22 protein-coding genes and 1 pseudogene are annotated in these 24607 nt (G+C 72.1%); 8 read left to right on the top strand and 15 right to left on the bottom strand.

Translation table 11 applies throughout. The features are described from left to right. Positions 1 to 12: 12 nt before the first annotated feature. The 6 genes from folE to dacB form a co-directional block, all read right to left on the bottom strand. Positions 13 to 618, bottom strand: coding sequence for a GTP cyclohydrolase I FolE (gene folE / locus ACZ8ZB_RS18630; RefSeq protein WP_470738824.1), 606 nt, complete (start codon positions 616 to 618; stop codon positions 13 to 15). A 142-nt stretch (positions 619 to 760) separates the two neighbouring features. Beyond that, a complete protein-coding gene (gene ftsH, locus ACZ8ZB_RS18625) occupies positions 761 to 2800 on the bottom strand; it encodes an ATP-dependent zinc metalloprotease FtsH (RefSeq protein ID WP_470738823.1) in 2040 nt (679 codons plus the stop codon). A gap of 188 nt (positions 2801 to 2988) precedes the next feature. Further along, the gene (hpt, locus tag ACZ8ZB_RS18620) at positions 2989 to 3549 is read right to left on the bottom strand and encodes a hypoxanthine phosphoribosyltransferase (protein ID WP_030224979.1); all 561 of its coding nucleotides are present in this window, start codon (positions 3547 to 3549) and stop codon (positions 2989 to 2991) included. 68 nt (positions 3550 to 3617) lie between these two features. Then, complete coding sequence (tilS, locus tag ACZ8ZB_RS18615) at positions 3618 to 4643, bottom strand: tRNA lysidine(34) synthetase TilS (protein ID WP_470738822.1); 1026 nt, start codon at positions 4641 to 4643, stop codon at positions 3618 to 3620. A 192-nt stretch (positions 4644 to 4835) separates the two neighbouring features. Next, the gene (locus tag ACZ8ZB_RS18610; protein ID WP_470738821.1) at positions 4836 to 5969 is read right to left on the bottom strand and encodes a zinc-dependent metalloprotease; all 1134 of its coding nucleotides are present in this window, start codon (positions 5967 to 5969) and stop codon (positions 4836 to 4838) included. 129 nt (positions 5970 to 6098) lie between these two features. After that, positions 6099 to 7721, bottom strand: a complete 1623-nt coding sequence (gene dacB, locus ACZ8ZB_RS18605) for a D-alanyl-D-alanine carboxypeptidase/D-alanyl-D-alanine endopeptidase (protein WP_470738820.1) — start codon at positions 7719 to 7721, stop codon at positions 6099 to 6101. A gap of 79 nt (positions 7722 to 7800) precedes the next feature. On the opposite strand from dacB, the gene ACZ8ZB_RS18600 reads away from it, so the two are divergent. Both ACZ8ZB_RS18600 and ACZ8ZB_RS18595 read left to right on the top strand, forming a co-directional pair. Continuing rightward, complete coding sequence (locus ACZ8ZB_RS18600) at positions 7801 to 8292, top strand: inorganic diphosphatase (protein WP_030828087.1); 492 nt, start codon at positions 7801 to 7803, stop codon at positions 8290 to 8292. A 138-nt stretch (positions 8293 to 8430) separates the two neighbouring features. Beyond that, entirely contained in the window at positions 8431 to 10128 is a 1698-nt protein-coding gene (locus tag ACZ8ZB_RS18595; RefSeq protein ID WP_470738819.1) for a threonine/serine exporter family protein, read from the top strand. Between the two features lie 135 nt (positions 10129 to 10263). On the opposite strand, the gene ACZ8ZB_RS18590 is transcribed toward ACZ8ZB_RS18595, so the two are convergent. Together ACZ8ZB_RS18590 and ACZ8ZB_RS18585 are read right to left on the bottom strand one after the other, a co-directional pair. Beyond that, entirely contained in the window at positions 10264 to 11217 is a 954-nt protein-coding gene (locus ACZ8ZB_RS18590) for a DedA family protein (RefSeq protein WP_470738818.1), read from the bottom strand. Positions 11218 to 11406: 189 nt separating this feature from the next. Continuing rightward, entirely contained in the window at positions 11407 to 12168 is a 762-nt protein-coding gene (locus ACZ8ZB_RS18585; protein ID WP_470738817.1) for a MerR family transcriptional regulator, read from the bottom strand. Positions 12169 to 12269: 101 nt separating this feature from the next. Between ACZ8ZB_RS18585 and ACZ8ZB_RS18580 the strand changes: the two are divergent. Beyond that, positions 12270 to 12754: pseudogene (locus ACZ8ZB_RS18580) on the top strand (voltage-gated chloride channel family protein); the annotation flags it as partial. A 19-nt stretch (positions 12755 to 12773) separates the two neighbouring features. On the opposite strand, the gene ACZ8ZB_RS18575 reads toward ACZ8ZB_RS18580, so the two are convergent. The 3 genes from ACZ8ZB_RS18575 to ACZ8ZB_RS18565 form a co-directional block, all read right to left on the bottom strand. Further along, positions 12774 to 13415, bottom strand: a complete 642-nt coding sequence (locus ACZ8ZB_RS18575; RefSeq protein ID WP_470738816.1) for a PadR family transcriptional regulator — start codon at positions 13413 to 13415, stop codon at positions 12774 to 12776. Between the two features lie 51 nt (positions 13416 to 13466). After that, complete coding sequence (locus tag ACZ8ZB_RS18570) at positions 13467 to 14927, bottom strand: aldehyde dehydrogenase family protein (RefSeq protein ID WP_470738815.1); 1461 nt, start codon at positions 14925 to 14927, stop codon at positions 13467 to 13469. 99 nt (positions 14928 to 15026) lie between these two features. Beyond that, positions 15027 to 15851 (bottom strand): helix-turn-helix domain-containing protein, encoded by an 825-nt coding sequence (locus tag ACZ8ZB_RS18565; RefSeq protein ID WP_470741522.1) that lies wholly within the window; start codon positions 15849 to 15851, stop codon positions 15027 to 15029. A 395-nt stretch (positions 15852 to 16246) separates the two neighbouring features. On the opposite strand from ACZ8ZB_RS18565, the gene ACZ8ZB_RS18560 reads away from it, so the two are divergent. Then, on the top strand, positions 16247 to 16744 hold the full coding sequence (locus ACZ8ZB_RS18560) for an ATP-binding protein (RefSeq protein WP_470738814.1): 498 nt from the start codon (positions 16247 to 16249) through the stop codon (positions 16742 to 16744). A gap of 111 nt (positions 16745 to 16855) precedes the next feature. Here the strand turns inward: ACZ8ZB_RS18560 and ACZ8ZB_RS18555 are convergent, their stop codons facing one another. After that, on the bottom strand, positions 16856 to 17140 hold the full coding sequence (locus ACZ8ZB_RS18555; RefSeq protein ID WP_030828063.1) for a DUF397 domain-containing protein: 285 nt from the start codon (positions 17138 to 17140) through the stop codon (positions 16856 to 16858). A 470-nt stretch (positions 17141 to 17610) separates the two neighbouring features. Between ACZ8ZB_RS18555 and ACZ8ZB_RS18550 the strand changes: the two genes are divergently transcribed. Both ACZ8ZB_RS18550 and ACZ8ZB_RS18545 read left to right on the top strand, forming a co-directional pair. Next, positions 17611 to 18078 (top strand): hypothetical protein, encoded by a 468-nt coding sequence (locus ACZ8ZB_RS18550; protein WP_470738813.1) that lies wholly within the window; start codon positions 17611 to 17613, stop codon positions 18076 to 18078. A gap of 80 nt (positions 18079 to 18158) precedes the next feature. Further along, positions 18159 to 18683 carry a DUF4232 domain-containing protein gene (locus tag ACZ8ZB_RS18545; protein WP_470738812.1) on the top strand — a complete coding sequence of 175 codons (525 nt, stop codon included), beginning with the start codon at positions 18159 to 18161 and terminating at the stop codon, positions 18681 to 18683. Positions 18684 to 18686: 3 nt separating this feature from the next. On the opposite strand, the gene ACZ8ZB_RS18540 is transcribed toward ACZ8ZB_RS18545, so the two are convergent. Beyond that, positions 18687 to 19802, bottom strand: coding sequence for a DUF2786 domain-containing protein (locus ACZ8ZB_RS18540; protein WP_470738811.1), 1116 nt, complete (start codon positions 19800 to 19802; stop codon positions 18687 to 18689). An 86-nt stretch (positions 19803 to 19888) separates the two neighbouring features. Here ACZ8ZB_RS18540 and ACZ8ZB_RS18535 point away from each other — a divergent pair, with 86 nt between their 5' ends. Together ACZ8ZB_RS18535 and ACZ8ZB_RS18530 are read left to right on the top strand one after the other, a co-directional pair. Next, positions 19889 to 20644, top strand: a complete 756-nt coding sequence (locus ACZ8ZB_RS18535) for a Clp protease N-terminal domain-containing protein (RefSeq protein ID WP_470738810.1) — start codon at positions 19889 to 19891, stop codon at positions 20642 to 20644. 52 nt (positions 20645 to 20696) lie between these two features. After that, entirely contained in the window at positions 20697 to 22388 is a 1692-nt protein-coding gene (locus ACZ8ZB_RS18530) for a bifunctional 3'-5' exonuclease/DNA polymerase (RefSeq protein WP_470738809.1), read from the top strand. Here the strand turns inward: ACZ8ZB_RS18530 and ACZ8ZB_RS18525 are convergent. Continuing rightward, on the bottom strand, positions 22370 to 22633 hold the full coding sequence (locus ACZ8ZB_RS18525; RefSeq protein ID WP_470738808.1) for a hypothetical protein: 264 nt from the start codon (positions 22631 to 22633) through the stop codon (positions 22370 to 22372). The two genes, ACZ8ZB_RS18530 and ACZ8ZB_RS18525, sit on opposite strands and share 19 nt — an antisense overlap. A 159-nt stretch (positions 22634 to 22792) precedes the next feature. Next, positions 22793 to 24133, bottom strand: coding sequence for a hypothetical protein (locus tag ACZ8ZB_RS18520; RefSeq protein WP_470738807.1), 1341 nt, complete (start codon positions 24131 to 24133; stop codon positions 22793 to 22795). Positions 24134 to 24607 lie beyond the last annotated feature (474 nt).

The raw sequence follows: 24607 nt of genomic DNA, 5'->3' as shown, positions 1-24607 counted from the left end.
GACGCGCTCGCGTCAGCGCGCCATGATCAGGCTCATCGCCTCGTTGCGCGTCGCCGCGTCCCGCAGCTGACCGCGCACGGCCGAGGTGAGGGTCTTCGCACCGGGCTTGCGGATGCCCCGCATCGACATGCACATGTGCTCGCACTCCACGACCACGATCACCCCGCGCGGCTCCAGGATCTCCATCAGGGAGTCCGCGATCTGCGTGGTGAGCCGCTCCTGCACCTGGGGGCGGCGGGCGTAGACGTCCACCAGCCGGGCCAGCTTGGACAGTCCCGTGATCTTGCCGCTGGTGGCCGGGATGTACCCGACGTGCGCCACACCCCGGAACGGCACCAGGTGGTGCTCACAGGTCGAGTACACCTCGATGTCCTTGACCAGCACCATCTCGTCGTGACCGAGGTCGAACGTCGTCGTCAGCACGTCCTCGGGCTTCTGCCACAGCCCTGCGAATATCTCCCGGTACGCCCGCGCCACCCGCGCCGGCGTCTCCAGCAGGCCCTCCCGGTCGGGGTCCTCGCCGACGGCGATCAGCAGTTCGCGCACGGCGTTCCGGGCCCGCTTCTCGTCGAACTCGCCGATGGGGGCCATGCCGTCCAGCGTCACGGGGTCGGTCATGTGGGATGCCTCGTTCCTGTGCTTTCACGCGTGAGGGACACGCGTCTCCACCGCGGACACGCAAATGCCGCGCCCCCCAGGCTAGAACCAGGGGGGCGCGGCATCCATTCCGGGCCCGGCGGGGCCGCCGGGAGCCTCGAGGTCAGCTCTCGGGGCGCTCCTCCGGGGTCCGCTCCGGTGCCGGGGCGGGGTCCGCCGCGGTGCTCTTGGCGGTGGTGATGGCCGGCATCGCGCCGTTCGCCCCGTTCGTCAGGGCCAGCTCCTTGGGGGAGAGGACCGGCGGGCGGGTGGACGGCGTGCGTCGGGAGGAGCCGGTCCAGGCGGGCCTGGGCGGGCGCTTGACGATCGGCGCGAAGATCTCGGCGATCTCCTCCTTGCCCAGCGTCTCCCGCTCCAGGAGGGCCAGGACCAGGTTGTCGAGGACGTCGCGGTTCTCGACGAGGATCTCCCACGCCTCGTTGTGCGCGGTCTCGATGAGCTTCTTGACCTCTTCGTCGACCAGCGCGGCGACCTCTTCCGAGTAGTCGCGCTGGTGAGCCATCTCACGTCCGAGGAACGGCTCGGTGTTGTCCCCGCCGAACTTGATCGCACCGAGACGCTCGGTCATGCCGTACTGCGTGACCATCGCGCGGGCCACACCGGTGGCCTTCTCGATGTCGTTGGCGGCGCCGGTGGTCGGGTCGTGGAAGACGAGCTCCTCGGCCGCGCGGCCGCCCAGCATGTAGGCGAGCTGGTCCAGCATCTCGTTGCGCGTGGTCGAGTACTTGTCCTCGTCCGGGAGCACCATCGTGTAGCCGAGGGCACGGCCCCGGGAGAGGATCGTGATCTTGTGGACGGGGTCGGAGTTCGGGGAGGCCGCCGCCACCAGGGCGTGTCCGCCCTCGTGGTACGCGGTGATCTTCTTCTCCTTGTCCGACATGATCCGGGTCCGCTTCTGCGGGCCCGCGACCACACGGTCGATCGCCTCGTCCAGCATCTTGTTGTCGATCAGCTTCTGATCGCTGCGCGCGGTCAGCAGCGCGGCCTCGTTCAGCACGTTGGCCAGGTCGGCGCCGGTCATGCCGGGGGTCCGGCGGGCGACGGCCGACAGGTCGACGTCCGGGGCGACCGGCTTGCCCTTCTGGTGCACCTTGAGGATCTCGAGGCGGCCCTGCATGTCCGGACGGTCGACCGCGATCTGGCGGTCGAAGCGGCCGGGGCGCAGCAGCGCCGGGTCGAGGATGTCGGGCCGGTTCGTCGCGGCGATGAGGATCACGCCGCCCTTGACGTCGAAGCCGTCCATCTCGACGAGGAGCTGGTTCAGGGTCTGCTCGCGCTCGTCGTGACCGCCGCCGAGGCCGGCGCCGCGGTGACGGCCGACCGCGTCGATCTCGTCGACGAAGACGATCGCCGGAGCGTTGGCCTTGGCCTGTTCGAACAGGTCACGGACCCGGGAGGCGCCGACACCGACGAACATCTCGACGAAGTCGGAACCGGAGATCGAGTAGAACGGCACGCCGGCCTCGCCCGCGACGGCGCGCGCGAGCAGGGTCTTACCGGTGCCGGGCGGGCCGTAGAGCAGGACGCCCTTGGGGATCTTCGCCCCGACGGCCTGGAACTTCGCCGGCTCCTGCAGGAACTCCTTGATCTCGTGGAGCTCCTCCACCGCCTCGTCCGACCCCGCGACGTCGGCGAACGTCGTCTTCGGGGTGTCCTTGGTGATGAGCTTCGCCTTGGACTTGCCGAACTGCATGACGCGGGAGCCGCCGCCCTGCATCTGGTTCATCAGGAACAGGAAGACCACGACGATGAGGACGAAGGGCAGCAGGGACAGCAGAATGCTCACGAACGGGTTCTGCTTGGACGGCGAGACCGTGTAGCCGTCCGGGATCTGCTTGTTCTGGAACTTGTCCTGCAGCGTGCTGGCGATGGTGACGCCCTGGTCGCCGATGTAGCTCGCCTGGATCTTCGAGCTGTCCTTGACCTCGACGCCGTCCTTGAGCTGGACCTTGATGGTCTGCTCGTCGCCGGTGGTCAGCTTGGCCGACTCGACCTTGTTCTCATTGATCGCCTGGACGACCTCGCCGGTGTCCACCGTCTTGTAGCCGCCGGACGAGCCGACGACCTGCATCAACACGACCACGGCGAGGACGGCCAGCACGATCCACATGACCGGCCCACGGAAGTATCGCTTCACGTCCATCCATACGGAGCGGTGCCGCCCCGTCCCTCCTGCCATAGTGAGTTTGATAAAGACTGTTCTTCGGACGGTACCCCAGCATCGCCCCCCGAAGCTGCGGGGGACAGCCGGCGATCGCGTCCACGCATGCTCCAACGCCGCGGAGCCCGCCGGGGTTCCCGACCACCGTACGGCGGACCGGGGCCCCGGGCTCAGCCGCCGTAGACGTGGGGCGCGAGCGTACCGACGAACGGGAGGTTGCGGTACTTCTCGGCGTAGTCGAGGCCGTAGCCGACGACGAACTCGTTGGGGATGTCGAAGCCGGCCCATTCCACGTCGATGGCGACCTTGGCGGCATCGGGCTTGCGCAGCAGCGTGCACACCTTGAGGGAGGCGGGCTCGCGCGAGCCGAGGTTGGAGATCAGCCAGGACAGGGTCAGTCCGGAGTCGATGATGTCCTCGACGATCAGGACGTGCCGGCCCTTGATGTCGGTGTCGAGGTCCTTGAGGATCCGCACCACACCGGAGGACTGGGTGCCCGCCCCGTACGAGGACACGGCCATCCAGTCCATCGTGACGGGGGTGGACAGCGCCCGCGCGAGGTCGGCCATCACCATCACCGCGCCCTTGAGCACGCCGACGATCAGCAGGTCCTTGCCCGCGTACTCCGCGTCGATCTTCGCGGCCAGCTCCACCAGCTTGGCGTCGATCTCTTCCTTGGTGATGAGCACCTTCTCGAGGTCGGCACCCATGTCTTTCGCGTCCACCCGCATCACTTTCGGTCGTCCCACCGGCCGGTCCGGTCCGCCCCGCGACTCGTACGGGTCGGTGGGGTCCGGATTCAGCCCTGCCGAATCACCAGTCTGCCACCCTGCCGGCGGGCGACGACCCGGCCGGGGAGATTGATGGCCCCCTGACCGTGCCAGCCGGTGATCAGCCGGTCGACTTCCTCGATGTGGCGGGCGAACAGCGAACCGGCCGGCGCACCGGCCTCGATGGCGGCGCGCCGCAGCACACGGCGGCGTACGGCGGGCGGCAGGTCGTGCAGCGCGGCGCACTCCAGGCGGCCGTCGGCGTCGCGGACGCCGGCCTCGGCCCGGCCGGCCCAGGCGTCGAGGGCGTCGGCATCGTCGCGGGAGAGCTGGGCCGTACGGGCGAGGGCCTCGACGACGCCCTTGCCGAGGGCCTTCTCCAGGGCGGGCAGGCCCTCGTGGCGGAGCCGGGAGCGGGTGTAGGAGGGGTCGGCGTTGTGCGGGTCGTCCCAGACGGGCAGGGACTGGGCCATGCAGGCCTTGCGGGCGGTCTGCCGGTCGAGCTGGAGGAAGGGACGCCGGTAACGGCCGCCGGCCCCCGAGACCGCGGCCATTCCGGACAGGGAGCGGATGCCGGAGCCGCGGGCGAGGCCGAGCAGGACGGTCTCGGCCTGGTCGTCGCGGGTGTGACCGAGCAGGACGGCGGTGGCGCCGTGCCGGTCGGCGGCGGCGTCCAGGGCGGCGTAGCGGGCGTCCCGGGCGGCGGCCTCGGGTCCGCCGTCGCGGCCGACGGTGACCGCGACGGACTCGACGGGTTCGAGGCCGAGTTCACGCAGGCGCGAGGCGACTTCGGCGGCGCGCAGGTCGGAGCCGGCCTGGAGGCCGTGGTCGACGGTGACGCCGCCGGCGCGGACGCCGAGGCGGGGGGCTTCGAAGGCGAGGGCGGAGGCGAGCGCCATGGAGTCGGCGCCGCCGGAGCAGGCCACCAGCACGAGGGGGGAGGGGGGCGGCTCGTGCGCGGGGCGGCCGGGCGCTCGGCCGTGGTCGTCGAGGATGTCGTTCAGGACGCGGCGGACCGCCAGGCGTATCGCCGCGACCGCAGGATGGGGACCCATGTCCGGTTCCCTTCATGAAGTTGTCGGGGGGTGAGCCCGAGGTTCGGTCACTCAGAGTGTGTAGATGGTGACAGAACCGGGCCGTTCCCCGAGCATTGCACGCCTACTCAGGACTCACGGTCCCTCGGACGGGTGATTGGAGGGGCGTCTGTCTGCCGTCGGGCGTGTACGGCGCATGACGATGCGCGGGGTTCAGGCTTCCGGTTTGCGGTGCACCCGTGTGACCCAGTCCGCCGGTTTGGCGATCTCCGCCTTGGTGGGGAGCGTGTTGGGCGAGGTCCACACGCGGTTGAAGCCGTCCATGCCGACCTCCTCGACGACGGCGCGCACGAAGCGTTCGCCGTCGCGGTACTGCCGGAGCTTGGCGTCCAGGCCGAGCAGCTTGCGCAGGGCCATGTCCAGGCGGGAGGCGCCCTTGGCGCGGCGCTGCTGGAACTTCTCGCGGATCTCGGCGACGCTCGGCACGACCTCGGGGCCGACGCCGTCCATCACGAAGTCGGCATGGCCCTCCAGCAGGGACATCACGGCCGTGAGGCGGCCGAGGATCTCACGCTGGGCGGGGGTCTGCACGAGTTCGACGAGGGAGCGCCCCTCGTCGCCCTCCTCGCCCTCGGGACGGCCTCCGGCGAGCGACTGGGCGGCCTCGCGGATGCGTTCCAGGACGGTCATGGGGTCGACGTCGGTCTCCCCCAGGAACGACTGGATCTCGCCCTCCAGGTGGTCCCGCAGCCAGGGCACGGCGGTGAACTGGGTGCGGTGGGTCTCCTCGTGGAGGGTCACCCACAGGCGGAAGTCGTGCGGCTCGACATCGAGTTCGCGTTCCACGTGGACGATGTTGGGGGCGACGAGCAGCAGCCGGCCGGCGCCGTTCGCACCGGCCGGGAGGTCACGGGTGGCGGGGGCGAAGGTCTCGTACTGGCCGAGGACGCGGGAGGCGAGGAAGGACAGCAGCATGCCCAGCTCCACCCCGGTGACCTTGCCGCCGACGGCGCCGAGGACCACGTTGCCGGGGCCGGTGCCGCGCCGTTCCTGCATCTTGTCGAGGAGCGGTTTGAGCAGTTCGCGGAAGCCGGCGACGTTGGCCCGGACCCAGCCGGGGCGGTCGACGACGAGGAGGGGGGTGTCGTGGGTCTCCTCGGTGCCCAGCCGGGTGAAGCCGCGGACGTGCTCCTCCGAGGCCTTCGCGTGCCGGCGCAGCTCCGCGACGACGGCCCGGGCGTCGTCGCGGCTCACGTCGGGGCCCGGCCGCATGAGCCGGGTCGCGGTCGCGACCGCGAGATTCCAGTCGACCATCCCGGAAGAGGCAGCACCACCGATGCTCGTCATGCGTCAACGGTACGTGAGTGCCCGGGTTTCGGGCAGGACGGCGAGGTGACGGGGGCGCACCGGGGACGGGCGCGCGGGGCCGTTCGCCGTGCCTCCGGTCCCGCGCCCCTTCCGCCGCCCCCTCCGGGATCAGCGGCAGCCGCAGGCCGCCAGGGCCGTGGCCGCCTTGTCCAGGGCCGACTGGGCCGCCGTCGGGCTGGTGGTGGCGTTGGCCAGGAAGGCGAAGGCCACCAGGCGGCCGTCCTTGTCGACGACCGTGCCCGCCAGTGTGTTCACACCGGTGAGGGTGCCGGTCTTGGCGCGTACGACGCCGGCCGCGCCGTCGGCGTAGCGGCCGGCGAGGGTGCCGGTGAAGCCGGCGACGGGCAGGCCGGTGAGGGCGGGGCGCAGCTCGGGGTGGGCCGGGTCGCCTGCCTTGACGAGCAGGGCGGTGAGGAGGCCGGCGGTGAGTCTGCCGCGCCGGTCGAGGCCGCTGCCGTCCCTGATGTCGATGCCGGCGCCCTTCAGGGGGAGACCGAGGTGCTTCAGGCGGGCGGTGATCGCCGCGCCGGCGCCGGCGAAGTCGGCGCTCCCGCCGGTGGCCAGGGCGGTGTGGCGGGCGAGGGCCTCGGCGAGGTCGTTGTCGCTGTCGGTCAGCATCCGCTCGACGAGGGCGGCCAGCGGGGGCGAGGAGACCGCGGCGAGGGCAAAGGCGCGGGCGGTGGCCTTCGAGGGGCCGGGGGGCGTGGTCCTGACGCCGTGCCCCTCCAGCAGGTCGCCGAAGGTTCGCGCGGCGTCGGCCGCCGGGTCCGCGGCCCGCGGGGCCGGGCCGCTGGTGGAGTCGTCGGCGCGGGCCTCGTCGACCATGAGCGGGGTGACGGCGGCGATGTTCGGGTTGACCCCGATCGGGTGAAGCGTGGTGCCCCTGTAGAGGGTCGTGTCGTACGACAGCGTCACCTCGCGCACCCCGCGTTCGGCCAGGGCGGCGGCGGTCCGCTCCGCGAGGTCGCGCAGGCTCGCCAGCCCTCCGGCCTCCTCGCGGGCGGTGAGCGTGGGGTCGCCGCCGCCGACCAGGACGACCTCACCGGTGTCGGATTCGTACACCGCGCGGGTGGTGAGACGGTGGTCGGCGCCCATCGCGGAGAGTGCGGCGACGGCGGTGGCGATCTTGGTGGTCGAGGCGGGGACGAGCGCGTCCTCGGAGCCGGTGCCGTAGAGCCGTTCGCCGGTGGCCACGTCGACCACGGCGGCGGAGCGGCTGCCGAGCGCCGGGTTCCTCAGCAGCGGGTCGAGGACGGCGGCGAGGGCCTTGCGGCCGGGCGCCGACTTCACGGTGGTGGCGGTTCCGCCGAGGCCGGTGAGCACGGAGACGGCCGGCGGGACGGCCTGGGATCCGCGGGGCGGCGTACCGGCGTGGGCGCGGGTGCCGCCGTGATCTGTGCCACGCGTGGCTTCCAGGGCCACGGCCCGGTCCCGCTCGGCCGTACGCTGACCCGAGGAGTCCCAGGGACCGGCGGCGGTCGCCACTCCCGCGGCCAGCGCCAGACCGGCGGTGGCGGCGGTCGCGGTGAACTGCCAGGCCTTCGACCGCGGGCCCCGTGGTGACCCCGGCCGGTCCGGCCGCGCGAACCGTGGTCCCACGGCCGCGGCGACGCGCGCCAGACGTGGCCGTACGGTCTCCGCGGCCCGGGTGAGACGAGGTCGTACGGCGTCCGCGATCCGCACGACGTGCGGTGCCGCGGCCCGCCAAGGCCTCAGCTCTGGCACGACCACCAGCCCCTTTCGCGATCACACACCTGCGTGAGGGACACTTAACCACCAGAACTATGTGCTGATCATGGAGGAGCGTCCGGTGGAGTTCGACGTCACGATCGAGATCCCGAAGGGTTCGCGGAACAAGTACGAGGTGGACCACGAGACGGGTCGGATCCGCCTGGACCGTCGGCTCTTCACCTCGACCGCCTACCCGACCGACTACGGCTTCGTCGAGAACACCCTCGGCGAGGACGGCGACCCGCTGGACGCGCTGGTCATCCTGGACGAGCCGACCTTCCCGGGCTGCCTGATCCGCTGCCGCGCGATCGGCATGTTCCGGATGACGGACGAGGCCGGCGGCGACGACAAGCTGCTGTGCGTCCCGTCGACGGACCCGCGCGTGGAGCACCTGCGGGACATCCACCACGTGTCCGAGTTCGACCGCCTGGAGATCCAGCACTTCTTCGAGGTCTACAAGGACCTGGAGCCGGGCAAGTCGGTCGAGGGCGCCAACTGGGTCGGCCGGGTGGACGCCGAGGCGGAGATCGAGCGGTCCTACAAGCGTTTCAAGGAGACGGGCGGCCACTGAGCCCTCCCGCTGCGCGACGCAGAAACGGGCCGCACGCGCGCTTGCGGCCCGTTTTGCCGTGCGTGCGCATACTGAGGCTGTACGGGGCAGGCTTACGGACGGTCTCACGGACGGTGTCGTAAAGGGAGAGCGGAGCAGGTGACGGACGCGGAGGGCCGCAAGCCGCAGTCGGACGAGGCGAGGAGCGTGTTCGCGCCTCCCGCCGGTGTCGCGGCGCCGGCCGAGCCCGAGTCGTCGACGACGTCCGAGTTCGCCGTCCCCGAGGGGCTGGCCGTCCCGAGGACCGGTACGGAGTCCGAGACGACCTCCGAGTTCGCCCTCCCGGAGGGTCTGGGCGTGGCCCCGCCGCCGTCCCCGGCCGAGACGGAGGGGTCGGCGTTCAGCACGCCGAGCACCTACAGCGCGAAGCAGGCGGCGGCGTTCACCCCGGCGAGCGGGATCCCGCTGGTCAGTCTGGCCAAGGACGTGCCGTGGCAGGACCGGATGCGCACCATGCTGCGCATGCCGGTGACCGAGCGGCCGGCTCCGGAGCCGGTGCAGCGGCACGACGAGGCCGGTCCTGCCGTGCCGCGCGTGCTCGACCTGACCCTGCGCATCGGCGAGCTGCTGCTGGCGGGCGGTGAGGGCGCCGAGGACGTGGAGGCGGCGATGTTCGCCGTGTGCCGCTCCTACGGTCTGGACCGCTGCGAGCCCAACGTCACGTTCACCCTGCTGTCGATCTCCCACCAGCCGTCCCTGGTCGACGACCCGGTGACCGCGTCGCGCACGGTGCGGCGCCGCAGTCCCGACTACACCCGGCTGGCGGCCGTCTACCAGCTGGTGGACGACCTCAGCGACGACGAGACGCACGTCTCCCTGGAGGAGGCCTACCGGCGGCTGGCGGAGATCCGCCGCAACCGGCACCCGTACCCCGGCTGGGCGCTGACCGCGGCGAGCGGACTGCTCGCGGGGGCGGCCTCGGTGCTCGTCGGCGGCGGCCTCCCGGTGTTCGTGGCGGCCGCGATCGGCGCGATGCTCGGCGACCGGCTGGCCTGGCTGTGCGCGGGGCGCGGACTGCCGGAGTTCTACCAGTTCACGGTGGCCGCGACGCCGCCGGCCGCGATCGGGGTGGCGCTGACGCTGGCGCACGTGGACGTGAAGGCGTCCGCGGTGATCACCGGCGGGCTGTTCGCCCTGCTGCCCGGGCGGGCTCTGGTGGCCGGCGTGCAGGACGGCCTGACCGGCTTCTACATCACGGCGTCCGCGCGCCTGCTGGAGGTCCTGTACTTCTTCGTGGGCATCGTGGTCGGGGTGCTGACGGTGCTGTACTTCGGCGTGCAGCTGGGTGCCAGGCTGAACCCGGACGCGGCGCTCGGCGTCTCCGACGACCCGCTGTGGCAGACCGCCGCGGCGATGCTGCTGTCCCTGGCCTTCGCGGTGCTGCTCCAGCAGGAACGGTCCACCGTGCTGATGGCGACCCTGAACGGCGGGGTCGCCTGGGTGGTGTACGGCGCGATGCACTACACGGGCGACATCTCGCCGGTGGTCTCCACGACCGCGGCGGCGGGCCTCGTGGGCCTGTTCGGGCAGTTGCTGGCCCGGTACCGGTTCGCGTCCGCGCTGCCGTACACCACGGCGGCGATCGGACCGCTGCTGCCCGGTTCCGCCACGTACTTCGGTCTGCTGGGCATCGCCCAGAACGAGGTCGACTCGGGGCTCACGTCCCTCACGAAGGCCGTGGCGCTGGCCATGGCCATCGCGATCGGGGTGAACCTCGGGTCGGAGATCTCGCGGATCTTCCTGCGGATCGGGTCCGCGGAGAAGCGGCGGGCCGCGAAGCGGACGCGGGGCTTCTAGCGCCGGCGCCATTTTGGTCACGGCGCCATCCGGCTCGGGGCCTCGTGTGCGTCGGCGGCCGCGGACCGGATGGGGCTGATCGCGCCCACGCGGCGGGGCCGCGTACCGGCACGGCCCCGCGCCCCTTTGGGCGCTTCAGTAGCCCCGGTTGTAGGGCTGCTGCTGGTTCTGGTCGTAGTACTGGTCGTCGCCGTACGGCTGCTGGGGCTGCTGCTGGTAGCCCTGCTGGGGGTACCCCTGGTTGCCGTGGCGCTGTTGCCGGGGCTGCTGCGGGGCGGCCGGGGTGATGCGGCGCAGCTGGGTCGTGGCGTCGTCCATGACCGGGTGCTGGGGGTGCTGCGGGTGCTGCGGGTGCTGCGGGTGCTGCGGGTGCTGCGGGTGCTGGGGGTGCTGGGGGTGCTGCGGGTGCTGCGGGTGCTGGGGGTGCTGGGGGTGCTGGGGGGCGGCGGCCGGGATCTCGGCGGCGGCGCGCTTCTTCTTCCCGCGCTCGCGCAGGTACTCGATGATGATCGGCACCACGGAGAGGAGGACGATCAGGATGAGGATCGGCTCGATGTTGTTCTTGATGAGCTCGATCTGTCCGAGCCAGTAGCCCGCGAGGGTGACACCGCAGCCCCAGGCGACACCGCCGATGAGGTTGTACGTGAAGAACGTGCGGTACTTCATGCGGCCGGCGCCCGCCACGATGGGGGCGAAGGTGCGCACGATCGGGACGAAGCGGGCCAGGACGATCGCCTTGGGGCCGTACTTCTCCATGAACTCGTGCGCCTTCTCCAGGTTCTCCTGTTTGAAGAGCTTGGAGTTCGGCCGGTTGAACAGCCTGGGTCCGAAGAACTTGCCGATCATGTAGCCGACCTGGTCGCCGATGACGGCGGCCAGCACGATCAGCGTGCACACCAGCCACAGCGGCTGGCTGATGTAGGTGCCCTCGGCCACGAAGAGACCCGCCGTGAACAGCAGGGAGTCACCGGGCAGGAACGCGAAGAGTCCGGACTCCGCGAAGACGATCAGCAGGATGCCGGGAAGGCTGAAGGTCTCGATCAGGTAGTCCGGGCTCAGCCACTCAGGGCCGAGCGCAAGCGTGGTCACGGGGATGTGGCTCCTGCAGCTGGGGGGTAAGGGCTGGGATGGCTACCCAGATTATGAACGCAGCCGTCGGAACCCAGGTTCCGCGGGGGGTGCCCAGGATGCCCCGTGAACCGTCCCGAAGAAAGCCGTGAGCCGTGGGACGGGAGCAACGCGCAGGTCGTGGCCCGGATGGGGACCGGGCCACGACGCTCAGGAGGTGTGCCGCGCGGCGTTCGCGAGGATCGCCTCCCTGAGGTGCTCGGCGAGGCCGGGCCGCATGGAGTCGTAGAACGCCTTGAAGCGCTCGTCGCCGACGTACATCTCGGCGAGGCCCGTGTGCAGCTCGTACGGGCACTCGTAGAACCAGGCGCAGATGTGCTGCCGGTGCTCCTCGGCCATGTTCATGGCCGCCTCGCCGGTCGCGGACTCCCCGGCGGCCATCAGGGCGTCGTAGCGCTCGCCCCAGTCGGCCACCTCGGCCTGCATCCGCTTCCAGTCCTCCTTGGTGTAGCCCCGCGCCCGGCGCTGCGACTCGGCGTACGCCTCGGTGCCGCCCCAGCGCGCCTCCGCCTCGTCGGCGTACTGCTCGGGGTCCTTGTCCCCGAACACCTCGAACCTCTCCTCGGGAGTGAGATCGATTCCCATCGTGCGTGCCTCCATGGCGTGTTCCACGGCCGCCGCCATCTTCCGCAGCTTCTCGATCCGGGCGGTCAGCAGTTCGTGCTGCCGGCGCAGGTGCGCGCGCGGGTCCGCGCCCGGGTCGTCGAGCAGGGCGGCGACCTCGTCGAGCGGGAAGCCGAGCTCGCGGTAGAACAGGATCTGCTGCAGCCGGTCGAGGTCGGCGTCGCTGTAGCGCCGGTGCCCCGCGTGGCTGCGCCCGCCGGGAACGAGCAGGCCGATGGCGTCGTAGTGGTGCAGGGTGCGCACGGTGACGCCGGCGAATCCGGCGACCTGTCCCACGGAGTAGCTCACTTCCGCCCCTTTCCGGGTGTGCGCCCCAGCCTGGGACCTCACGCCACGTGAGGTGCAAGCCGGTAATCGAGTTGCCTTGTTCGCCCGTTCATCGTGTGCGCGTGGCCCAGGACAGCGCACGGCAGGCACCCTCCGCCGCCCCGGCACGCGCCCTGCTGCCGACCATCGTGCCCGCGCTGCTCGTGGGCGTGGTGACGAGCCTGGTCCTGGTGGGGGTCGGCACGGCGGCCGAGGAGCTGCAGGACGTGCTCTGGCAGGACCTGCCGGACGCCCTCGGCATCGGCGGGTGCTCCGTGCCGTGGATGTCCGTGGTGCTCACCGCCACCGGGATCGCGGTCGGACTGGTGGTGTGGAAGGTGCCGGGCCACGCGGGCCCCGATCCGGCGACCACCGGTCTCGACGCGCCCGTGCTGCCGGGGCTGCTGCCGGCGACCGCGCTCACGCTGGCCGGCGGGCCCAGCCTGGGCCCGGGAACCCGATCATCGCGGTGAACGTCTCGCTGGCGGTCCGGGCGGGCCTCAGGGCCTTCCCCCGGACCCCGGAGCGCGCCTGGGTGGCGCTGGCGGAGGCCGGGACGATCCCCGCCCCGCGTCGGCCGGACTTGGCTACCGGTCGTCCCCGGGGTGCCGCTGCCCCGACGCGTACGGGTTCTCCTCACCCTCGGCCAGGACGCCGACGAACGGCTCGCCCTCGCCCGCGAAGGTGTAGGCGCCGCCCCTGATGCGCTCGATGAGGGAACGGGTCCACTCGGTGCCGAAGTCGGCCGAGCGGACCCAGAAGTCCATGATCTCCCCGATGTGGCCCAACTGTCCGGGGCCGCCTTCGGGCGTGTAGTACTCGGTGACGGACTTGCGCCATTCCCCGATCGAACGCATCCGCTGTTCCAGCAGCGCGATGACCTCCGCACGCTCGAGGTCGACCATGAGGCCGAGCCCCGCCGAGAGCACGTCCGGCTTCTGGTCGTAGGAGGTCAGGGCCTGGCGCAGCAGCCGGAAGAACTCCTCGGCGCCCTGCCCGGTGAGCTCGTACTCCGTGCGCGGCGGACCGCCGGCCGTGGACGGGGCGACCTCGTGCGCGTGCAGCAGCCCCTCCTTCGCCATCTGCTTCAGCGCGTGGTAGATCGAGCCGGGCTTGGCGTTGGACCACTCGTGCGCGCCCCAGTACTCCAGGTCATTGCGCACCTGGTACCCGTGGGCCCGCCCGTGCTGGCGCACCGCGCCGAGCACCAGGAGACGGATCACTGACATGTGCTCAGCGTAGGCCCCCCGGGGACGGCCCCCGAGGGCTGCCCTGCCCGCTCAGAAGGGGAAGCCGCTCCGGCCGTGCTGCACCGAGATCCACTTCGTCGTGGTGAAGGCGTCCAGCATGGTGTCGCCGTTGAGGCGGCCGATGCCCGAGTGCTTCTCGCCGCCGAAGGGGACGATCGGCTCGTCGTGCACGGTGCCGTCGTTCACGTGGAACATGCCGGTGTCGATCTGCTTGGCGAAGTTCACGCCGCGCTCGACGTCACCGGTGTGCACGGCGCCGCTCAGGCCGTACGGGGTGTCGTTGACGATGCGCACGGCCTCCTCCTCGCCGTCGAACGGGACGAGGAAGGCGACGGGCCCGAAGACCTCCTGCCGCAGCAGGGCCGAGTCCGCGGGCAGGCCGGTGAGGACGGACGGCTCGACCAGGTTGTCCCTGCGCGCGCCCCGGACCAGGGCGGTGGCGCCCTCGGCGAGCGCCTGCTCGACCACGCCGGACAGTGCGTCCGCCTGGCTGGAGTTGATCACCGGGCCGATGACCGTCTCCGGGTCGCGCGGGTCGCCGGCCTTGAGTGACCTGACCTTGGCGACGAACTTCTCGGTGAACGCGTCGGCGACCGACCGGTCGACCAGGACGCGGTTGGCGGCCATGCAGACCTGGCCCTGGTGGACGAACCGGCTGAAGACCGCCGCGTCCACGGCGTAGTCGAGATCGGCGTCGTCGAGGACCACCAGCGCGCTGTTGCCGCCGAGTTCGAGGACCGAGCGCTTGAAGAGGGAGGCGCAGACGGTGGCCACGTGGCGGCCGACCGCGTCCGAGCCGGTGAAGGAGATGACCTTCGGTATCGGGTGCTCCAGAAAGGCGTCGCCTATCTCCGCGATGTCGGTGATGACGACGTTGAGCAGACCGCCGGGCAGGCCCGCGTCCTCGAGGATCTTCGCGACCAGGGAGCCGCCGACGACCGGCGTGTTCTGGTGCGGCTTGAGCACGACGCCGTTGCCGAGCGCGAGCGCGGGGGCGACCGACTTGAGGGAGAGCAGGAAGGGGAAGTTGAAGGGGCTGATCACGCCCACGACACCGACGGGCACGCGGTAGACGCGGTTCTCCTTGCCGTCCACCGGCGAGGGGATGATCCGGCCCTCGGGGCGCAGCGCCAGGTGGACCGACTCGCGCAGGAACTCCTTGGCGAGGTGCAGCTCGAAGGCGGCCTTCAGCCGCGTGCCGCCGAGCTCGGCGACGATCGCCTCGGCGATCTCCTCCTCGCGCTCCTCGACCAGCCTGAGCGCCTTCTCGAACACCGCGCGGCGGGTGTACGGATTGGTCGCCGCCCACCGCTTCTGCGCGCGGGCGGCCGCCCGGTACGCCTGATCGACCTCGTCGACCGTGGCTATCGTGATCGACGCGAGCTTCTCGTCGTCGTACGGGTTGAAGTCGATGATGTCCCAGGAGCCGGTGCCCGGGCGCCACTCACCGTCGATGTACTGCTGAGCCAGGTCGGTGAAGTACGGCGACATGTGATCCCTCAATCCCTCGCTGCGCCAGCGGAGCACTGATCGACTGGACTGTCTGATCACGCGTCATCGTACTTGTGTCCCATGCGAGTTGAGGCTCGCTCAGGACATGTGCAGCAGCCCCCGCAGGAGATCCCGGCTCTCCGTGGGACCCGGGCTGTCGTGCTGGAGCTCCTTGAACGCCTTCTCGTACTGGGCCACGTCCTCGGGCTTGTCGAGGTACAGCGCGCTGGTCAGCTGCTCCAGGTACACGACGTCCGACAGGTCGGACTCGGGGAAGCTGAGGACGGTGAACGCGCCCGACTCGCCGGAGTGCCCGCCGAGGCTGAACGGCACGACCTGCAGCCGGACGTTGGGCCGCTCGGAGACGTCGATGAGGTGCTGGAGCTGGCCGCGCATCACCGCGCGGTCGCCGTACGGCCGGCGCAGGGCGGCCTCGTCGAGGACGACGTGGAACTCGGGGGCGTTCTCCGAGACCAGGTACTTCTGCCGCTCCAGGCGCAGCGTCACCCGCCGCTCGACGTCCTCCTCGCTCGCCCCCTTCATGCCGCGCCGCACCACCGCGCGGGCGTACTCCTCGGTCTGCAGCAGGCCGTGCACGAACTGCACCTCGTACGCCCGGATCAGCGAGGCGGCGCCCTCCAGACCCACGTACGTGGGGAACCAGCTCGGCAACACGTCCGAGTAACTGTGCCACCAGCCCGCCACATTGGCCTCCTTGGCGAGGGAGACCAACGACCGGCGCTCCTGCTCGTCCGTGATGCCGTACAGCGTCAGCAGGTCCTCGACATCCCTGGTCTTGAAGCTCACCCGGCCCAACTCCATCCGGCTGATCTTCGATTCGGAGGCGCGGATCGAATAGCCCGCCGCCTCGCGCGTGATCCCCCGCGCCTCACGCAGTCGCCTGAGTTGTGATCCGAGCAGCATGCGCCGCACCACCGATCCCGGCTCTCCCGCGCTCACGTTCGCCAGCCTCCCCAACGTCTTCAGGGCCCGCAGTCTGCCACTAAAACACTTCGAGCAGTACTCGCCCGGTTACGGAAACGGAATCCGGCCGGGAAGCGGCACGGAACGGGCACGGAAGGAGAAGGAAGGAGAAGGAAGGAGCAACGAGGAGGCAAGGGAACAGCCGTGAGGCGACGGGAAGATGACGGAAAAATTGACCAACAAACCAGTACGGCAGGGGCGATTTCGGTCAGCTGCACGTGCATCTGCCCTTGCATCTGCTGTACGCATCCGAAACCATGGTCTCCGCACCACCGCAGCCTCGCTACGACCGCGAATTCCCGGGAGTGCCTCGCATGGGGACGAATGGATCGACCATGCTCGAGCCGTTACGGCAGGGCCTTCCGCCGCTGAACCTCGCGGCCGCGTCCGACGCCGCCTCCTGCGCTCTCCCCACCCGCTACGAAGCGGTCCGCGAGGCCCGGCGCTTCACCCGCAGGACGCTCGACCAGTGGGACCTGGGGGACCGTTTCGACGACGTGTGCCTGGTCGTCTCCGAGCTGGTCACCAACGCCCTGCGGCACGGCCTGCCGGCCGGCGCCCCGCGGCCGACGGCGCCGGACCCGCCGGTACGGCTGCACCTGATGCGGTGGACCGGACGGCTGGTGTGCGCGGTGCGCGACCCCAGCGACGACAGCCCCGTCACGCACGGGCCGGACGACTTCTCCGCCGAGTCGGGCCGGGGGCTGTTCCTGGTCGAGTCCTTCAGCGACAGCTGGGGCTGGCAGCCGATGGCCGGCGCGCTCAGCGGCAAGGTGGTCTGGGCCCTGTTCCGGCTTCCGCGCGTCGTCGACCGCCCCTGTCCCGGCACATGAGGCACCGCGGCGCTTCCCGGCGCCGCGGTTCTACGCGCGTCAGCGCCTCCTGAACCACTCCGGCGCCTTCCGGAGCGCCACGGGAGCCGCCCCCCGGTCCCGGCGGGCCGGTCAGCCGACGACCAGGTGGTCGAACTCGCCGTCCTTCACGCCCAGCAGCATGGCCTCGATCTCCGCGCGGGTGTAGACGAGCGCGGGGCCGTCGGGGAAGCGGGAGTTGCGCACGGCCACCTCTCCCCCGGGCAGCCGGGCGAACTCCACGCAGGAACCCTGCGAGTTGCTGTGCCGGCTCTTCTGCCAGGCCACGCCGTCCAGCCTGGTGGCCGCCATGCCGTTGTACACGCCGGACGCGTCGGCACCGTCGTACACGTCACCGTCGTACACGTCGTGGTCCACAGGTCGCTCCCCGCTGGTGCACTGGCTGGTGTGGCCATTGATGCAGTGGTCAACTGACCCGGATCATAGCTTTGTTCATGTGCTGATGCATGAGCAGATGCACGTGCACGCGCGGTGTTCCCGTAGTCACAGCCGTGACGGCCGAACGGCACCCACTGTGATGGACGCTCTACCCATCCCCGCTCCCTGAGAGACGCAAGCGCGGGCCTTTGTGTTCCCTCGTGTTCCCTTGTGTGTCCCCCGCCGTCCCCGCGCGTCGGCCCACCGGGGCGCCGTGAACGTGCGGTGCGAGGTGTGTCACGGAGGCTGGTGGTGCGCCGGGCGGGTCCTGTTAGCTGACGGCGGTCGTCCGGCCGACGGGGCCGGCCACAGCCAGGGGGTTCGCAGTGACTTCGGAGGCTTCGGTGACGTACCGGCCCGTACCGCCGTCATCGCGCGGGTCGCGCTCCCGGCGCGCACGGGTCGCGGCCGTGGGGCTCATCGGCGCGCTCGCGCTGACCGCGTGCAGCGGCGGCGGCTCCGACGGCTCGGGCGACTCCGCGGCCGGTCCCACTCCGTCCGCCACGGCGACCGCGGACTCCGGTGGCGGCGCCGCGGGGTCCGACGCGAGCACGGCCCCGGCGGGCGGGTTGGAGGGCAGCTGGTTCACCACCGCCGACGGCAAGGCCGTGGCCCTGATGGTCAACGGCGAGGACGCCGCCCTCTTCGCCACGGGCGGCCCCGTGTGCAGTGGCACCGCGCGGGATCGGGCCGGGACCCGTTCCATCCGCCTGAAGTGCGACGACGGCACCGAGGACCGGACGGACGGCACCGTCGACTCCGTCGACGGGGGCTCCCTGAGGGTCACCTGGGAGGGCGCCCTCGGCACCGAGACGTACACCAGGGCCGAAGCCGGCTCCTTCCCGACGGGGCTGCCCACGGAAGGGCTGGGCTCCTAGCGCCGGTCCGCGGGACGGATCGGTGACGGGTGCGTGATGATGACCGGTGGGCACCTCCACGAACCCCCAGAGGATCACTCATGCGCACCACGCCGATCGCCGTCCCCGCCGCCCTCGCCGCCCTCCTCCTGCTGGCCGCCTGCGGCGGCGCGGACGGGGACGGGGACGGGAGCGGCGACGGGAAGCGGGAGAGCACCGCCTGCTCGGTCGACACGGTGAGCGTGGAGGTCGGACCCGCGAGCGCCGCGCCGGCCGCCGGGGACACCGGCGAGGTCCCCGTCGGCTTCACCAACCAGGGCGCCGCCTGCACCCTGGACGGCTTCCCCGAGGTGCGGCTGGCCGGCTCCGGCGACTCCGCCGCCGTCGAGGTGCCGCCTGCCGAGGGCGCCACGGCCCAGAAGCTGACCCTGGCCGAGGGCGAGTCCGCATCGTTCACCCTCGCCTACGAACGCGGCGCGTCCGGCGAGGGCGCCTTCGACGCCGAGGAGCTGCGGGTCGAACTCTCCGGCGCCCGGAGCTTCCGCTGGACGTACGGCCCGGTCGCGGCCGACGGCCGGTCCGGCCACAAGATCTCCGTGAGCGCCTACCAGCAGGCGGGGGACTGACGCTCAGGGGAGGTGCGGGCGAGCCCTGACCTGTGCGTCGTCCGCCGCGCGGGCGCCCTCCTCCCAGCCCGCCGCGTCGCTCACCCCGCGCAGCCGGGTGGTCGTCGTCTCCGGGAACAGGCGGTCCGTCCGCTCGGTGACCGCCACCGCGCGGGAGGCGAGGACCGGGAGCAGGTCGTCGCTCACCCTGATCTCGGCGACGGCCGCGAGACGCGTGCCCACGCGGTGCGCGTAGGCGGCGAGGAAGGACTGCCGGAAGGTCTTGGTCCGCTTGCGTCCGCCCGCCCTCTGTGCGGCCTCCGCCCTGGTCATCGCCGTGGTGGCCTGCACCAGCAGTGAGGTGTAGAGGAGTTCCACCGCCTCCAGGTCGGGGGCGAAGCCGACCACGGTGGAGAACCCCAGCGGCTCGTTCCACACGGCCCGGCAGTGGTTCGCGCCGGCGACCGCGTCCAGCAGCACCGCCTTGGCCTGCTCGTACGGCGGCTCCACCCCGATCCGGCAGGCCCCCGGCGCCTCCCCCGCGGGCTCCCGCGCGGCGAGCAGCGCCTCGTCGACGCTGTGCCGCGCCATCAGCTCCTGCGCCTTGGCGCTGAGCGCCTCCGCCTCGTCCGGGAACCCGGTCGCCTCCGCCTTGGCCAGCAGCGCGCGGATGCGGCCGAACACGCGGGACTCCGGCCGTCGGTCCCGTGGGCCGGGGGCGGCCGTCTCGTCGAGGGGTTCGAGGGCGGGCAGGCGCAGCAGCAGGCGGTACAGCTCCAGGACGGCCGTGGCGTACGCGAACCGGTCGCCGCGCGGGGCGCCGTCCGTCCCCAGCTCGTCGAGCTGGGCCTTCCAGCGGGGCCCGCGCGGGCGGTCGTCGCGCGGCGCCTGCGCGCGGATCAGCGCGGAGACGAGCCGCACGTGGACGTCGTCCAGCTCGCGCCGGACGATCCGTACGACATCGGCGGGCTGCCAGCCGCGCCGCCAGGCGGTCGCGACGAACTCCTCGCCCCGCCGGGCGAGTTCGGCGTCGGCCGCCGGATCGGCGGCGAGCAGGGACGCGCCGGTGTCGAGGGCGGTGTCGCCGGTGTCGTAGAGGGCGGCCCGGAAGGCGCGGTCGACGGTGCTGGACGTGCTCACGGGCCGATCGTGCCACGTCCCGGGAGTTCACCCACAAGTGTCAACTTCGGGTTGACACCGTCGGGCTGTCAACTTACGGTTGACACATGACGACGAATCCGGTCATCAAGTCATCCGTACGTCTCGACGACCTCATCGCGGCCATCAAGAAGGTCCACGAAGAACCCCTGGAACAGCTCCAGGACGCGGTGCTCGCCGGTGAGCACCTCGGCGACGTGGCCGACCACCTGATCGGCCACTTCGTGGACCAGGCCCGGCGTTCGGGCGCCTCCTGGACGGACATCGGCAAGAGCATGGGCGTCACCCGGCAGGCGGCCCAGAAGCGGTTCGTGCCCAAGGAGGGCAACGACCTCGACCCGAGCCAGGGCTTCAACCGCTACACGCCCCGCGCCCGCAACACGGTCATGGCCGCGCACCACGCGGCCCAGGCCGCGCACAACGCCGAGGGCCTGCCCGAGCACCTGGTCCTCGGCCTGCTGGCCGAGCCGCAGGGCCTGGCCGTCAAGGCGATCACCGAGCAGGGCGTCACCGCGGCGGCGGTCGCCGAGGCCGCCCGCGCGGCGCTCCCGCCGGCCGTCGAGGACGCCCCCGAGCTGGTGCCGTACGGCCCGGCGGCCAAGAAGGTCCTGGAACTCACCTTCCGCGAGGCCCTCCGCCTCGGCCACAACTACATCGGCACCGAGCACATCCTGCTCGCCCTGCTGGAGCACGAGAACGGCGAGGGCCTCCTCAGCGGCCTCGGCATCACCAAGTCCGCCACCGAGCGGTACGTCACCGACATGCTGGCGCAGTACGTCGAGACCCGGACGGAGGACGAGGACGGGACCGCGCGGGAGGACTGAGCCCGGGGGCCGGCCGGGGGCCGTTGTCAGACCCCCCTGCCACACTCGCGGCATGGCCGACCGGTGGGCACTCGCTCCGGCCGAGGAAGGCGGCGTGGACGTCGCTCCCCTCGGTCCGGACGGGCTGCCCGCCGGTCCGGTGCTGCGGGAGGCGGACCTCGCCGAGGCCGTACGGAGCCGTCCCGGTGTCACCCGGTGGGTGTGGCGGTCCACCGCCGAGGTCTACCCGAGCCTGCTCGCCACGGGGGTGCGAGTGGAGCGGGCCTACGACATCGAGGCCGCCGAGACGCTCCTCCTCGGCCACGAGGGGCGGTACGGAGAACCCCGTTCGGCCGCGGCGGCGCTGGCCCGGCTGCGCGGCGGTCCCGTACCGCCCGACCCGCCGCAGCGCCAGGCCGAACCGGGCGCCCAGTCCTCCCTCTTCGAACCCCGGGGCGTCCGGCTGCCGCTGACGGACCTCCTCGTGGTCTACGCCGAGCAGCAGCGGCGGACCGACGCGACCGCGCACCCCGGCCGGATGCGGCTGCTGACCGCCGCCGAGTCGGCGGGGACGCTGGTGGCCGCCGAGATGAACCGCGCGGGGCTGCCCTGGCGGGCGGACGTGCACCGCGCGGTGCTGCACGACCTGCTCGGCGAGCGGTACGCGGGCGGCGGGGAGCCGCGCCGGCTCGCCGAGCTCGCCGACGAGGTGTCCGCCGCCTTCGGCCGCCGGGTCCGGCCCGACCTGCCCGCCGATGTGATCAAGGCCTTCGCCCAGGTCGGCGTCAAGGTCGCCTCGACCCGCCGCTGGGAGATCGAGTCCGTCGACCACCCGGCCGTCGCACCGCTGCTCGAGTACAAGAAGCTGTACCGGATCTGGGTCGCCCACGGCTGGTCCTGGCTCCAGGACTGGGTGCGCGACGGCCGCTTCCGGCCCGAGTTCCTCGCCGGCGGGACGGTGACCGGCCGCTGGGTGACCAACGGCGGGGGCGCCCTGCAGATCCCCAAGGTGATCCGTCGCGCGGCCGTCGCCGATCCCGGCTGGCGGCTCGTCGTCGCCGACGCCGACCAGATGGAACCGCGGGTCCTGGCGGCCGTCTCCCGCGACCCCGGCCTGATGGAGGTCGCGGGCCGGGAGACCGACCTGTACCAGTCGGTGTCCGACCGCGCCTTCTCCGGCGACCGCGCGCAGGCCAAGCTCGCCGTCCTCGGCGCGGTCTACGGCCAGACCTCCGGCGACGGCCTGAAGAACCTCGCCGCGCTCCGGCGCCGCTTCCCCCGGGCGGTCGCCTACGTCGACGAGGCCGCCCGCGCGGGCGAGGAGGGCCGGCTCGTACGGACCTGGCTGGGCCGTACCTGCCCGCCTGCCGTCCGCGCCACGGAGGACGCGGCGGAGGAGGCGGGCATCCCGGTCGCGGAGGAGGACCGGGCCGCCGACGCCCGCCAGTGGGTCCCGGGCCACTCCTCGACCAATGCCCGCGCCCGTGGCCGCTTCGCCCGCAACTTCGTCGTCCAGGGCAGCGCCGCCGACTGGGCCCTGCTGCTGCTCGCCGCACTGCGGCAGGCCCTGAGCGGCATGGCGGCCGAGCTGGTCTTCTTCCAGCACGACGAGGTGATCGTGCACTGTCCCGAGGAGGAGGCGGCGACGGTGGCGGAGGCGATCCGGCAGGCCGCGGACCTGGCCGGACGGCTGACCTTCGGGGAGACGCCGGTGCGGTTCCCGTTCACGACGGCGGTGGTGGAGTGCTACGCGGACGCCAAGTGACCGGCTCGCCGGCCCCGCCGTTCCGCTCGCCGAACGGCCTGGCCGCCCACGTACCAGCTGAACCCGCCACTGCCGGCGGCGAAGGCCGGCAGCCCGGGCCGCAGGACGATGCCGACGACGCCGACGACGCCGAGGACGATGTCCAGGACGAACAGTCCGACGATGCCGCAGCACGGGCTCGCCACCGCCAGGCCGTCGGTGCGCGAGCCGGAGGACGCGGCAGAAGGGCTGCCGTGACTGGCCATGGAACACTCCCGGTCGTCGGTTGCACGGACCGAACGGGACGCGGTTTCCTCACTTTCGACTTGACTGTTCCGGATGCCTCGTTGCCGCGCTCCCATGTCAACGGGCCGAACGGCACGCGCCCGCCAGCCCTTTGCCGAGCCCTCCGCGGACGGCCCGGATCACACCGTGAGCCGGACCGCCTCGATCCACAAGTCGTTGTCGTGGGTGCCGGCGTAGGTGAAGTCGTACCCGGTCCCGGGCTCGTCGCACGCCAGGCCGAGCCAGGCGTCGTCGTGGACGTAGGAGGACTGGCAGACGGCGCCGGCGCCACCGTCGACGTTGATGGTGAACCCCAGCATGTGCGGGGCGTCCTTCTCGGTACTGCCGACGTAGTTGTCGACGCCGTCGACGGCGTTCGACCACGGCTCGGGGAAGTGTCCCTCGCCGTTGGTCGACGCGGGGTCGTGGACGAAGGCGCCGCCGGACGTGCCCCTGGTTCCGGAGACGGCGATGTTGACGGCCGTGATCGGCGCCCCCGAGCCCGCCGTGCCCGCTGTCCCGCCGTCGCACACCGCGTCGCTCCAGCCCCGGCCCGCCGCGTAGACCCGGTAGCAGATGTGCCGTCCGCCCGGATCCTCCGCGGCCAGTCGCCGGACGGCGGCCGCCGCGGTCCTCTTCGGCGCCTCGGCCTTCTTCACCTCGGCCGAACGGGACGGCGCGGGCTTGGACTTGGGCTCGGACTTGGGCTCGACCTTGGGCTCCGACTTGGGCTCGGCCCCGGAATCGGGCTCGGAGTCGGATTCGGCCGGTGAGCCGGACGCGGACTCGGACCCGCTCGGCGACGCCGAGGGTGACGGGGACGCGGCCTGGTAGTCGACGGCCGGGATGCCGTCGGACGTACCGGGGTCGAGCGTCGTTCCGCCGGCGGGAGCCGTCTCGACCGTGCGCTCGTCCTCACGGTTCAGTCCGAATACCAGCAGCGGTACGCAGATCAGCACCGCCCCGACGATGGCGGCCGCGGCCACCATGGGCCCGCGCAGACGTCCCGGCCCCGTCCCGTCGGCGTCCGCGTCCGCCTTCCCGCCGTCACCGTTCCCGACCGCGACCGCACCGGCCGCCGCACCGGCCACCACCCCGGCTCCCGCTCCGCCGGGCTCCGCCGCCTGCCGCCGCTGTTCCTCCGGCTGCCGCTCTTTCTCCTGCCGCTCTTTCTCCTGCCGCTCTTTCTTCTGCTCCCGTTCCTCCTGCTGCCGTTCCTCCTCCTGCTCGGCTGCCGCCGGTTCCTCGGTGGTGGACCGGGAGCCCCATCGGGTGCGCCGCCCGGGAGTGGGCTCGGAGGACGACCCCGTCGACACCGAGGCGTCCGGATCGGCGGCGGAGTCGGGAGCAGGGACGGACTCCTGCGTGCGCGGTCTCAGGTCCGCGCCGGGATCCTCGCCCGGCACGGGTACGGCGACCGCGCGGCGGACGGCCAGGGAAGGCGTCGTCTCACCGGCCCGGGGTTCATGCTGACGCGGCATGAGCACTGCTCCTTGTCGAAGGTGGGGGCGGACGGTGCGATGTCGTCGGTGCTCGCCGGTGCCGTCGGCCGGTCATCCGTGCACGGCACCGGGCCGGACGGCCGCTCCGTCGACTCACGGCTCACTCAACTAACTCTGGATGACCCCTGGTTGCGTCCAAACCCTGGCGAGATGAACGGAAGGTGACACAAGGTCCCGTTCGCTCGTCGGCCGCACCACGCTGCCAAGGGGGACCCTCCGGAACGCGCCCCGGCCGACGGTGGGGGCCGCGCCCCGCGAGGCCGTCGCCGATGGCGGCCGCACGTTCCTCGTCCGCCTCCCGCTTCCCGGTGCGGACCCGGCCCGCTGGGCCGTCGAGGCGGAGGGCGCCCGCCGGCTTTCGATACCGGGGTTCCCTCCGGTCGAGGAGGTCGGTGGCACGGGGGGACTGCCCTGGTGCACGACGCCGTACGTCCCCGGCGTCTCGACCGCGCG

The sequence above is a fragment of the Streptomyces sp. 12E genome (assembly GCF_055633275.1).
Note: the sequence above shows the minus strand (reverse complement) of the source record. Positions and strands in the feature narration are given on the sequence as shown.